Origin of the sequence: Georgenia sp. AZ-5 (assembly GCF_043952095.1) — a bacterium.
Taxonomy (GTDB): Bacteria; Actinomycetota; Actinomycetes; order Actinomycetales; family Actinomycetaceae; genus Georgenia.
This window is the reverse complement of sequence record NZ_JBINOU010000001.1, coordinates 1,759,996-1,771,021: the sequence shown is the minus strand read 5'-3', so window position 1 is coordinate 1,771,021 and position 11,026 is coordinate 1,759,996. Positions and strand designations below refer to the sequence as shown.

The window sequence follows — 11,026 nt, the reverse complement described above, 5'->3', positions numbered from 1 at the left end:
CATTGTTGCGGCCCGCGACGGCCCGGCCAGCCGACGTGGCCCGGCTCACCCCTCCCCCGGGGTGCGCGCCAGCATCGCCGGAGGCGTGGTCGATGGCGGCACGCCCATCTGGCGCAGGGCGAATCCGGTGACCTCGGAGAAGACGGGCGCGGCGATGACGCCGCCGTAGGACATCCCCGGCGGCTTGTACATGACCACGCCGACCGCGACCTTGGGGTCCTCGGCCGGGGCCAGCCCGACGTAGGAGCCCAGCCGGTTGCTCAGGCCGCCGGAGCCGTCGACGATCTGCGCGGTGCCGGTCTTGGCGGCGACGCGGTAGCCCTCGACCTGCCCGAGCACGCCCGTACCGCCGTCGGCGGCCACGGACTCCATCATGGCGACCATCTGGTCCGCGGTCTCCTCGCTGACGACGCGCTCCCCCTCGCCGACCTCGGTGGGCGCGAACTCGCCCTCCCCGTCGGTGAGGCCGTCGACGATGTGCGGGTCCATCCGCACGCCGCCGTTGCCGAGGGTGGCCACCATCGAGGTGTTCTGCAGGAGGCTCACGCTCATGCCCTGGCCGAACATCGTGGTGTACCGGGTGCGCGAGTCCCAGCTCTCCGGCTCGCGCAGCACGCCGGAGGTCTCGCCGGGCAGCTCGATGCCGGTCTTCTCGCCGAAGCCGAACGCCCGCAGGTAGCCGTAGCGGACCCGGTCGTCGATGAGGTCGCCGATCTGCACGGTGCCGGTGTTGGACGAGTCCGTGAGGATGCCGGTGGTCGTCAGCTGCTCGGTGGGGTGGTCGTCGTTGTCGGAGAACGTCTGGCCGTTCGGCATCGTCAGGGTGTCCGGGACGGTGAAGACCGTGTCGGTCTCCACGGCGTCCTCCTCGAGCGCGGCGGCGAAGGTGGGCAGCTTGCCCGTCGACCCGGGCTCGTAGGGGGCCTGGACGGCGCGCGAGCCCCAGTCGGCCTGGTCCCAGTCCTGGTAGTTGTTGGGGTCGACGGTGTTGGAGTCCGCTATGGCGAGGATCCGCCCGGTCCCGACCTCCTCGACCACGACGGCGCCCCACTGGGCGCCCCACTTCGCGACGGCCTCGTCGACGGACTGCTGGGCGAAGTACTGCAGGTCCCTGTCGATGGTCGTGTGCACCGTCTGCCCCGGCTCGGCGGGGACCTCCTCTCGCAGCCCGGTCGGGATGACCTGGCCGGTGCCGCCGATCTCCACGGTCAGGCTGCCGTCGGTGCCGGTCAGCTGCTCGTCGAAGGTCAGCTCCAGGCCGGCGAGGCCCTGGCCCTCGCGCCCCACGAAGCCGATGATGTTGCCGGCCGTGCTGCCGTTGGGGTACAGCCGCTCGGTGGTCTCCTCGGGCTCGATGCCCGGGATGTTCAGCGCCTCGATCTCCCGCCACTGCTCCGGGGTCAGCCCCTTGGCGAGGTAGACGAACGTGGAGTCGCCGACGAGCTCGGCGCCCAGCTCCGCCTTGTCCCGGTCCAGCAGCGGGGCGAGCACCTCCGCGGCCTCCGCCGCGCCGGTGCCGAGCACCTCGCCGGTCTCCGGGTCCTTGCGCACGTAGTTGCGCACCAGCTGCTGGTTGACGCCCACGTTGTAACGCTCCACCGACGTGGCAAGGACCTCGCCGTCGGCGTCCACGATGTTCCCGCGCGGGGCGCGGATGTCGGACGTGCGGGTGCGCGAGTCGCGCGCCTCGGCGGCCAGGTCGGGGCCCTGGAGCGCCTGGACGTAGACCAGGCGGCCGCCGAAGAAGAAGATCACCGTCATGACCGCGATGAGGACGGCCTGACGGCGACGTCGGCGGTCGCCGACCTCTGCTGGGCGGGTCGTCATCCGGCGCTCTCGGGCGCGGGACCGAGGAGCGCACCGTCGGACAGCCGGATGAAGCGCAGGTTCTCCGCGGGGACCATGCCGAGCTCGTCGGCCCGCTGCTGCAGCGAGGCGGGCGAGCCGGCCTCCTCCACCTGGGCGCGCAGGGAGGCCTCGGCCTCGTCGAGGCGGCCCAGGGCCACCTGCTTGTCGTGGATCTCGTAGGCGGTGGCGGCCATGTGGGTGTTGAGCAGCAGCGCGCCGAGCAGCGATGCGGCGAGGACCGCCGCGCACAGCAGCAGGTACGGCACCACGCTGCGTGCCGGCGCGGGGCTGGGCACGACGGCGAGGCGGGGCCGCCGGCTGGGTGCGGGCCTGGGGGCGGACGCGGCGGCGGTTCTCGGGGCGCGGGCGGGGGCGGCGCTCATGCGGCGGGACTCCTTCGGCTCCGGGGGCTGGTCCGGTCGATCAGGTGGGCGGGGGTGGGGCGCAGCCTCTCGGCGGCGCGGAGGCGGACGGACTTCGCCCGCGGGTTGCGGGCCTTCTCCGCCTCGTCCGCCTCCTCCGCGCCCCGGGTGAGCAGGCGGAGGTACGGCTTGTGGCTCTCGGGCTCGACGGGGAGGTCCGGCGGCGCCGACGACGTCGCCCCCCGGGCGAGGACCGTCTTGACCGCGCGGTCCTCCAGCGAGTGGTAGGACTCCACGACGATGCGCCCGCCGACGGCGAGGGCCTCGACCGCCCGGGGCAGGGCCCGCTCGAGGACCTCCAGCTCGCCGTTGACGGCGATGCGCAGCGCCTGGAACGTCCGCTTGGCCGGGTTGCCGCCGGTGCGCCGGGCGGCCGCCGGGATCGACTCGCGGACGATCTCGACGAGCTCGCCGGTCCGCCTCAGCGGCTCGGTCTCGCGACGGCGCACGATGGCCGCCGCGATCCGGCCGGCGAACTTCTCCTCGCCGTACGCGCGCAGGATGTGGCGCAGCTCGGCCTCGCTCGCCTCGGCGAGCAGGTCCGCCGCCGAGCGCCCGGCGGACTGGTCCATGCGCATGTCCAGCGGGGCGTCCTGCGCGTAGGCGAACCCCCGTCCCGCCTCGTCCAGCTGGAGGGAGGAGACGCCCAGGTCCATGAGCACGCCCTGCACCCGGCCGCCGGCGCCGTGCTCCGCGGCGACCTCGTCGATGTGGTCGTAGGTGGCGTGCACGGCGGTGAACCGGTCGGCGTAGGCCGCCAGGCGCGCGCCGGCGAGCGCGATGGCCTGCGGGTCGCGGTCGATGCCGACCACCAGCAGGTCGGGGAAGCGCCCCAGGGCCGCCTCGGCGTGCCCGCCCATGCCGAGCGTGGCGTCCACGAGAACGGCGCCCGGCGCGCTCACCGCCGGGCCGAGGATCTCCAGGCACCGCTCCGCCATGACCGGCACGTGCAGCGACGCTGCGTCCGCCTGGCTCATGGGGCTCTCCTGGTGCGTGGGGGTGGGGCTGGGTGTTTCGGTGCCGGTCCGCCGCCCGGCCAGGACTCCCTCCGCCTGCTCTGGCGCCGGGGAAGTGCGTCAGAGTCGCGGTGAGAGACCTCGTCGTGCGGAGGTCCGGCGGTCGTTCGTGCGGGATCGGGTCAGGCGGGTCGGTCAGAAGAGGCCGGGGACCACCTCCTCGGCGGTCTCGGCGAAGGCCTCCTCCTGCTCGGCGAGGTAGGTGGACCAGGCGGTCGCGTCCCAGATCTCGATGCGCGCCCCGGCGCCGATGACGGCGAGGTCGCGGTCGAGCCCGGCGTACTGCCGCAGGTTCGCGGGGATGGTGATGCGGCCCTGCTTGTCCGGCACCTCGTCGCTGGCACCGGAGAGGAAGACGCGCAGGTAGTCGCGCGCCTGCTTGCTGGTGACTGGCGCCTGGCGCAGACGGTCGTGCATGTCCTCGAACTCGCGGGCTGGGAAGGCGTAGAGGCACCGCTCCTGGCCGCGCGTGAGGACGATCCCGGGCGCGAGCTGGTCGCGGAACTTCGCGGGCAGGATGAGCCGGCCCTTGTCGTCCAGACGAGGTTCGTACGTCCCCAGGAACACACCGGCACCCCCCTCCCTCGCAAACACCCCTTTCCCCCCGCGTGCCCCACATTACTCCACATCCCTCCCCCGTCAATGCGAAATCGGCGCAGAAAAGCGAACCTGCGCGGTGATGCCGCAGGTCACGGCCGGTGGCGGGGGGGTGGAGGGAAATGCGCGCCCCGAGGGGGCCACGCTGTTGCCCGCGCGGTGGAGTCCGGGACGCCGCCGTTCGCTCGGCGAGCAGGAATGGCGGGTTCCCGCCGATCCGATCGCCCGTCTGCCGCCGACGGGTCCGAGCGGTGGAGGGATGTGGGGCCCGCAACAGGGGCGCCGCTCGCGTCAGGGCCTCCCGGCAGGTGGAGCGGCGTGGAGACGGCGCCGCGAGGTGGGGGCAGATGGCGACGGCTCCGCGCGGTGGGGCGGGATGGCGACGGCGCCGCGAGGTGGTGCCAGGTGGCGACGGCGCCGCGCGGTGGAGCCCCGTGGAGCGCGATGGCGGAGAGGTGTCGCGACAGCGCCAGGGTGGCGGCGGATGTGACGATCTTGCGGTTATGCCGCACGTCAAAGCGACCAGAGTGTCGCAATCGCCGCTGCTGGAGGCGGACGAAGCTCCTGAACCGGCCCCAGGGGCGGCGGAGCGCCGGCCCGGGTGGAGGGAGCGCGTCGGCGGTGGCGCACGGTGGAGAGCGGGCCGCCCGGCGAAAGGACCCGCCTCTGCGGAGCCGGGCTAGGTCAGCTGACCGGTGGCGCGAGGTGGCGCGCCCGCCCCGGTGGAGCGGGGTGGAGGGCGCTGCGTGGCGCCGGCGGGGAGCGGGGTGGAGGGCGCTGCGTGGCGCCGGCGGGGAGCGGGGTGGAGGGCGCTGCGTGGCGCCGGCGGGGAGCGGGGTGGAGGGCGCTGCGTGGCGCCGGGGGGGAGCGGGGTGGAGCGTCGGCGGGGAGGGGGTGGAGGGCGCTGAGTAGCGCCGGCGGGGAGCGAGCGCCGGAAGGCGACGCACCTCAACGCTTCGGCGCGCGCCGCCCTACGGCGCGGGATGCACGCAGCCCGTGGCACTGGGCCACGGGCTGGTGACTTACTCGCCGTCCGATCCTCGGCACCGAGGACGCAGAGGGTGCGTTATCGGCCGCGTTCCTCGTTGCGCTTGTTCCAGCGGTCTTCCTGCCGCTGCATGAAGCTCCCGGACGTCGGGGCGCCGGGACCACCGGGCTTCTTCGCGCGGCTGCGCTTGCCGGCCGCCCCACGGGGGCCGCTGATGGCCAGCATGACGCCGCCGAGCATCGCCAGGAAGCCCAGCACCCCGAGCCAGACCCAACCGGTGGCCACGCCACCGACGAGCCCGCCGAGGCCGAGGAGGAAGAGCAGCACGCCCAGGCTCAGCCGGCGGACGTCGGTTCGCGGCTTGTCCGCGAGGGCGCTGGCGAGCCGGGGGTCGTCGGAACGCAGCTGCTGCTCCATCTGCTGGAGCATGCGCTGCTCGTACTCGGAGAGAGGCATGGGACCTCCAGATTCCCGCCAGACCGCCGCCCGCCGTTGTCGACGGTGTGTGCATCAGGATATGTCCCGGCGAGCGCCCGGGAAAGCCGAAGGCCGTTTGTTGTCCAACAGCGACGCGGGGCGCAGGACCTGGGGACCGAAGCGCGCCCTGACGCCGTCCATGGCGCGTTCGGCGCGCGCCTTCTGGGGGTCCTCGTCGAGGGCGGCCTGGATGCCGCTGGAGCGCACGCTCGTGAGGTTCTCGGCCCGCACACCCAGCAGGCGGACACCGTCCGCGGAGATCTGGACGCCCGCCAGGAGGTCGCGGGCGGCCGCGACGATCTGCTGGCCGAGGTCCGTCGGCGCCGGCAGCGTCCGCGACCGCGTCAGCGTGGTGAAGTCGGCCATGCGCACCTTGATCGCCACGGTGGCGGCCAGCACCCCGTCGGCGCGCAGCCGGGCCGCGCACTGGTGGCTCTGGTCGAGCAGGACCCTCTCCAGCACCTCCCGGTCGGTGATGTCCTCGACGAACGTCGTCTCCGTCCCCACGGACTTCTCCACGCGCCCGGGAACGACGCGGCGCGGGTCGATGCCCCACGCCAGCTCGTGCAGCTTCTGCCCGGCGGCCACGCCGAGCATGCGGTGGAGCGCGGGCAGGGGTGTGGCGGCGACGTCGGCGACCGTGTCCAGCCCCCGGCGCTCGAGCGCCGCCCGGGTCTTCTCCCCCACGCCCCACAGCGCCCCTACCGGCAGCGAGTGCAGGAACGGGACGGTGGCGTCGGCCGGGACCAGCAGCAGGCCGTCGGGCTTCGCGTGGGCGGAGGCGAGCTTGGCGACGTGCTTGGTGGCGGCGACGCCGACGGACGCGGGGACGCCGGTGCGGGAGCGGACCTCCCGCCTGATCCATCGCGCGATGGTCACCGGCGAGCCCATGCGGCGGACGGCGCCTGCGACGTCCAGGAACGCCTCGTCGATGCTGACCTGCTCCATGACGGGCGTGACCTCCGCCATGACGGCCATGACCTCGCGGGAGACCTCGGCGTACCGGGCGTGCCGGCCCGGGAGGAACACGCCCTGGGGGCACAGCAGCCGGGCGCGGGTCACGGGCATGGCCGAGTGGACGCCGTAGGCGCGCGCCTCGTAGCTGGCCGCGCTCACCACGCCGCGGTGCTGGCCGCCCACGATCACGGGCCGGCCGCGCAGCTCGGGGTGGTCGAGGAGCTCGACGGACGCGAAGAAGGCGTCCATGTCGACGTGGAGGATCGTGCAGCCGGTGTCGTCCTCGCCCCAGGAGCGCCTGGCCGCCTCGCTGCGCGGGGCTCGGCTCATGTCGTCACCCCCGGTTCGCCTGCCCGCCCCAGGCTAACGTGGCCGGGTGCCCGACCGTCGTCGCCGCGCCTCTCCGCGCCGCCCCGAGCGCGACCTGCCCTCCGAGCCGGTCCGCACATCGCTGGGCACGGCGAGCGTGCGCCGGGAGCCCGGGGCGCCCCACCGGGTCACGCTGCTCCTGGACGGCACGGAGAGCTCCCACCTGGACCTGGCCGACCCGTCCCACCTGGAGTTCGAGTACATGCAGCAGATGGCTGTGGTGCTCGACGCCGCCCGGCCGCCGGGGCCCGTGCGCGCCCTGCACCTCGGCGCCGCGGGCTGCGCGCTGCCGCGGGCGCTGGAGGCACGACGGCCGGGATCGACCCAGCTCGCCGTCGAGCTCGACGAGGTCCTCGCCCACCTGGTGCGGGAGTGGTTCGACCTGCCGCGGGCGCCGCGGCTGCGCATCCGCACCGGGGACGCCCGAGCGGTGACGGCCGCGCTCGCCCACGGGATCTGGGAGGTGGCGGTCCGGGACGTCTTCGCGTCCGGCCGGGTGCCGCGTCACGTCCGCACCGTCGAGGCGGCGACCGAGGTGCACCGGGTGCTGACGCCCGGCGGGATCTACCTCGTCAACCTCACCGACCGCCCGCCCCTGCACGGCGCCCGCGGCGAGGTGGCCACCCTCGAGGCGGTCTTCGGTCACGTCGCGCTGATCGCCGACCCAGCCATCCTGCGCGGGCGCCGGTACGGCAACGTCGTGCTGGCCGCCTCGGACGCGCCGCTGCCGGTGGAGTCGCTGGAGCGGGACCTGCGCCGCCTGCCGCTGCCCGTGCGGCTCGTCCACGGAGCGGCGCTGGACGCGTTCCGGGGCACGGCGCCGCCTGTCCATGACCAGGTCGCTCCCGGGGAAGGCTGAGGGACCCGCGCCGGTGCGCGGGCCCCTCAGCCGTGGTCCTCAGTCGTGACGGTGAGTCAGAGCGCCCGGACGTTCTCGGCCTGCGGGCCCTTGGGCCCCTGGGTGATCTCGAACTCGACCCGCTGCGCGTCCTCGAGCGAGCGGTAACCGTCGGACTGGATCGCCGAGTAGTGGACGAATACGTCGGGGGCGTTGCCGCCGTCCTGCTCGATGAAGCCGTAGCCCTTCTCAGCGTTGAACCACTTCACGGTCCCCTGTGCCATCTTGCTGTGTCCTTCCGGGACGTTGGTGGGCCGGCCCCGTGCCGACCCCGTTCGTGCCGCAGTGCCGTCCCACTTCCTTGCTGGTCCCGGCCGGGGAGGGCCGGTCCCCGGGGCCGGCTCCCGCCGGTCCCGCACCGCACGTCAGGGAAACGCAGATGCAACGGCGCCAGCATGGCAGAAGTCACACCGGCTATCCAGCGATTCGGACATCGGACCGCCGCTCCCCGTTCGGCGCGCGCTTCCGGGGCCCCACCGACGGCGGAGCCGGTCCGGGACGGACGGCGGAGCCGGTCCGGGACGGACGGCGGAGCCGGTCCGGGACGGACGGCGGAGGCCGGTCCGGGACGGACGCGGGCTCGGAGAGACAGGCGGGGTGCCGGCGGACCGGACGCGGGCCCGCGTCAGCGCTCGTGACGCTGCCGGCGCATCCGCGCCACCACCTCACGCACCGGCGGTACGACGACACCGCGCTCGGCCATGCGCCGCCGGGTGGCCCGGCGGGCCAGGAGCAGCCCCGTCAGCCCGACGACCCAGAGCACCGCCTGGGTGGCGAACGCGGCGCGGAAGTCCTCGAGGACGTACCCGCCGGCCGGGGCGGCGAGGTCCAGCACCAGCCCCACGAGGAAGACGGAGACGAGCGAGGCGGCGAACCCGCCCACGTTGACCACGCCCGTGGCAGTGCCCAGCCGGGCCGGCGGCACGAAGGTCCGCGCGAAGTCGAAGCCGATGTTCGAGGCGGTGGCCGACATCGTCAGGACCACGACGAGCAGGACCAGCTGCCACATCGGGCGCGGCGTGGAGGGCACGAGCACCGACGCCCAGACCAGGATGGTGGCGGCGACGGCCCCGAGGACGAGCCACGAGCGCCGCAGCGGGTGGCGCCCCTGCAGGATGCCGGTGACCGGCCCGGTCACGACGCCCACCAGCGCCGAGAGCGTGAGCAGGGCGCTGGCGGCGCCGGCGCTGATGCCCTGCCCCTCCGTCAGGAACGGCACGCCCCACAGCAGGGTGAAGGTGTTGGTCGGGAACAGGCACACGAAGTGCGTGAAGAACCCCAGCCACGTCCCGGGCTCGGCGAGCACGTCGCGCAAGGAGACCTTCTGCCGCGCGGGGGCGTCCACGGCCGCGGCCGGCACCTCGGCGCCGGTGCCCACCGGCTGGACGGCCTCGCCGCGCCCGGACCCCTGCGCGCGGCCGCCGTCCGTCGGCCGACCGCCGGTCGGGAGCGCGCCCTGCGCCGGCCCGGGACGGTCACGGACGACGATCGCCGCCACGGCCCCCATGAACAGGCCCAGGCCCGCGAGCGAGAGGAACGCCGGCGTCCACCCGTGGTCGAGCAGCACCGCCATGAACGGCACCGCGGAGACGATCTGCCCGGTCGAGCCGATGATGCCGGTCATCTGCGTGAGCACCGGCACGCGACGGGCGGCGAACCACGCCGGCACGAGGCGCAGGACCGAGACGAACGCGGTGGCGTCGCCCACGCCCACCAGGACGCGGGCGACCAGCGCCATCGGCAGGGTGTCGACCACTGCGAGCATGGCCTGCCCGGCCGCGAGGATCACGGCCCCCGTGACTAACACCTTCCGGCTGCCCACCCGGTCGAGCACGATCCCCACCGGCACCTGCGCCGCGGCGTAGACGGCGAGCTGCACCACGGAGAACATCGAGAGGGCGGCGGCGCTGATCTCGAAACGGTCGACCGCCTGCAGCCCGGCGACGCCGAGCGAGGTGCGTCCGGTGACGGCGACGACGTACGCCGCCAGCCCGGCCCCCCACACGGTGTACGCGAGCCGTGCCGGCGCGGGATCACGGAAGGGGGACATCGCCGTCATTGTCTCGCGGAGCCGCCGGTTCCGTCGGTCGGACGCCGCCGCGGTCGTCATGAGGCTGCTCACACGACGGTGCCCCCACCCGCGCGGGTGGGGGCACCGTCAGGTCGGGCGCCCGGTCCCGGCCGCCGCCGGGACGCCCGTTCCGGCCGCCGCCGGGACGCTCAGTCCCGGCCGCCGACGGGGCCGTCGGGGCGCCCGTCCGGGGCGCCGGCGCCGTCCTCGGGGCCGGCCCCGGTGCCGCCCGACTGCTCGGCGAGGAAGGCCTCGAGCTCCGCGCCGATCTCGTCGGCGGTGGGCATGTCGTCGGGCTGGGCGAGAAGAGTGCGCTGCCCCGGCTGCGCCGCGGCCTCCATGAAGGCGTCGTACTGCTGCTCCAGGGCGTGCACCACGGCACCCACCTCGGCCGAGCCCGAGACCTGCGCCTCGATCTGCTGCATGGTCTCGGCGGCGGCGGCCTCGAGCTCGCCCACCGGCAGCGCCAGACCGGTGTTGCCGGAGATCTGGCGCACCAGCTCGGCGGCCGCCTGCGGGTACTCGGACTGGGCGAGGTAGTGCGGCACGTTCGCGGAGAAGCCGATCGCGTCGTGGCCGGCCCGGCCCAGCCGCAGCTCGAGCAGCCCCATGACCGAGCCGGGCACCTGCACGGCGCCCATCATGTGCCGCTGCGGGTCGACCAGGCCGTCCCGGGTGGCGTGGGCGGTCACCGAGACGGGGCGGGTGTGCGGCACCGCCATCGGGATGCCGTGCACGCCGATGGTGCGCTGGACGCCCAGGGCCTCCACCAGCCCGAGCACCGCGGCGGTGAAGGCGTTCCACTGCAGGTCCGGCTCCGGCCCGTGGAGCAGCAGCAGCGGCGTGCCTTCGTCGTCCCGGAGCAGGTCCAGGGCGATCACCGGCTCCTCGTACTCCGTGTACCGCCAGTCCTCGAAGACCATCGCCGGGCGTCGCGACCGGTAGTCGATCAGGGCGTCGGCGTCGAACGTGGCGAGCCGCTCGGTGGGCAGGGAGTCGAGGAGGTGGCGGGCGACCAGCGCGCCGGCGTGCCCGGCGTCCAGCGAGCCGCGCATGGCGTGCACCAGCACGGGGACGGGCGCGACGTCGTACGCCTGCGGGCTCACGGCGTAGAGGTCCCGGGGATCGCTCATCATGGACTCCTCTCACGTTCAGGTTCTGCCGGGCACAACGCTGCAGGCCGTCGCGTCATTCCGCGACCGCGCGCACCTGGGCGCCGACCTGCCGTGACCTCCGGCACAGCCTGCCAGAACGCGCCCGGCGGGCACGCCGGCGCGCCGCCGCGCCCGGCAGCCACGCCCGCGCCGGGTGGCGGAAGTTACTGCGACGCGGGGCCAGGTGTCGGATAATGGATGGCCGTGCCGCCGGCACACCACCGCGCCA

The 11,026-nt window shown here is 74.6% G+C and carries 10 protein-coding genes; 1 reads left to right on the top strand and 9 read right to left on the bottom strand.

Features of this window, described 5'->3' with window-relative positions:
- Positions 1-45: 45 nt before the first annotated feature.
- From ACF0H8_RS08400 to ACF0H8_RS08375, 6 genes are all read right to left on the bottom strand, one after another.
- Complete coding sequence (locus ACF0H8_RS08400; RefSeq protein WP_395288493.1) at positions 46-1,827, bottom strand: peptidoglycan D,D-transpeptidase FtsI family protein; 1,782 nt, start codon at positions 1,825-1,827, stop codon at positions 46-48.
- Positions 1,824-2,231: a hypothetical protein gene (locus tag ACF0H8_RS08395; RefSeq protein ID WP_395288492.1), complete on the bottom strand. Its 408-nt coding sequence runs from the start codon at positions 2,229-2,231 to the stop codon at positions 1,824-1,826. The genes ACF0H8_RS08400 and ACF0H8_RS08395 overlap by 4 nt, the downstream gene beginning before the upstream one ends.
- Complete coding sequence (gene rsmH, locus ACF0H8_RS08390) at positions 2,228-3,247, bottom strand: 16S rRNA (cytosine(1402)-N(4))-methyltransferase RsmH (RefSeq protein WP_395288491.1); 1,020 nt, start codon at positions 3,245-3,247, stop codon at positions 2,228-2,230. The genes ACF0H8_RS08395 and rsmH overlap by 4 nt, the downstream gene beginning before the upstream one ends.
- 174 nt (positions 3,248-3,421) lie before the next feature.
- A complete protein-coding gene (mraZ, locus tag ACF0H8_RS08385) occupies positions 3,422-3,853 on the bottom strand; it encodes a division/cell wall cluster transcriptional repressor MraZ (protein ID WP_395288490.1) in 432 nt (143 codons plus the stop codon).
- A gap of 1,096 nt (positions 3,854-4,949) precedes the next feature.
- Positions 4,950-5,327, bottom strand: a complete 378-nt coding sequence (locus tag ACF0H8_RS08380; protein WP_395288489.1) for a DUF3040 domain-containing protein — start codon at positions 5,325-5,327, stop codon at positions 4,950-4,952.
- Positions 5,328-5,381: 54 nt separating this feature from the next.
- The gene (locus ACF0H8_RS08375; RefSeq protein WP_395288488.1) at positions 5,382-6,635 is read right to left on the bottom strand and encodes a DNA polymerase IV; all 1,254 of its coding nucleotides are present in this window, start codon (positions 6,633-6,635) and stop codon (positions 5,382-5,384) included.
- A gap of 46 nt (positions 6,636-6,681) precedes the next feature.
- Here ACF0H8_RS08375 and ACF0H8_RS08370 point away from each other — a divergent pair, with 46 nt between their 5' ends.
- The gene (locus tag ACF0H8_RS08370; protein ID WP_395288487.1) at positions 6,682-7,533 is read left to right on the top strand and encodes a spermidine synthase; all 852 of its coding nucleotides are present in this window, start codon (positions 6,682-6,684) and stop codon (positions 7,531-7,533) included.
- Positions 7,534-7,589: 56 nt separating this feature from the next.
- On the opposite strand, the gene ACF0H8_RS08365 is transcribed toward ACF0H8_RS08370, so the two are convergent.
- The 3 genes from ACF0H8_RS08365 to ACF0H8_RS08355 form a co-directional block, all read right to left on the bottom strand.
- Positions 7,590-7,796, bottom strand: a complete 207-nt coding sequence (locus tag ACF0H8_RS08365) for a cold-shock protein (RefSeq protein WP_043498042.1) — start codon at positions 7,794-7,796, stop codon at positions 7,590-7,592.
- A 401-nt stretch (positions 7,797-8,197) separates the two neighbouring features.
- Positions 8,198-9,622, bottom strand: coding sequence for a nitrate/nitrite transporter (locus tag ACF0H8_RS08360; RefSeq protein WP_395288486.1), 1,425 nt, complete (start codon positions 9,620-9,622; stop codon positions 8,198-8,200).
- Positions 9,623-9,792: 170 nt separating this feature from the next.
- On the bottom strand, positions 9,793-10,776 hold the full coding sequence (locus tag ACF0H8_RS08355; RefSeq protein ID WP_395288485.1) for a proteasome assembly chaperone family protein: 984 nt from the start codon (positions 10,774-10,776) through the stop codon (positions 9,793-9,795).
- Between the last annotated feature and the right edge of the window lie 250 nt (positions 10,777-11,026).

Coding starts and splice junctions, on each gene's coding strand:
- ACF0H8_RS08400 (WP_395288493.1), bottom strand. CDS start 1,827: ATGACGACCCGCCCAGCAGAGGTCGGCGACCGCCGACGTCGCCGTCAG.
- ACF0H8_RS08365 (WP_043498042.1), bottom strand. CDS start 7,796: ATGGCACAGGGGACCGTGAAGTGGTTCAACGCTGAGAAGGGCTACGGC.
- ACF0H8_RS08360 (WP_395288486.1), bottom strand. CDS start 9,622: ATGTCCCCCTTCCGTGATCCCGCGCCGGCACGGCTCGCGTACACCGTG.
- ACF0H8_RS08375 (WP_395288488.1), bottom strand. CDS start 6,635: ATGAGCCGAGCCCCGCGCAGCGAGGCGGCCAGGCGCTCCTGGGGCGAG.
- rsmH (WP_395288491.1), bottom strand. CDS start 3,247: ATGAGCCAGGCGGACGCAGCGTCGCTGCACGTGCCGGTCATGGCGGAG.
- ACF0H8_RS08395 (WP_395288492.1), bottom strand. CDS start 2,231: ATGAGCGCCGCCCCCGCCCGCGCCCCGAGAACCGCCGCCGCGTCCGCC.
- ACF0H8_RS08355 (WP_395288485.1), bottom strand. CDS start 10,776: ATGAGCGATCCCCGGGACCTCTACGCCGTGAGCCCGCAGGCGTACGAC.
- ACF0H8_RS08380 (WP_395288489.1), bottom strand. CDS start 5,327: ATGCCTCTCTCCGAGTACGAGCAGCGCATGCTCCAGCAGATGGAGCAG.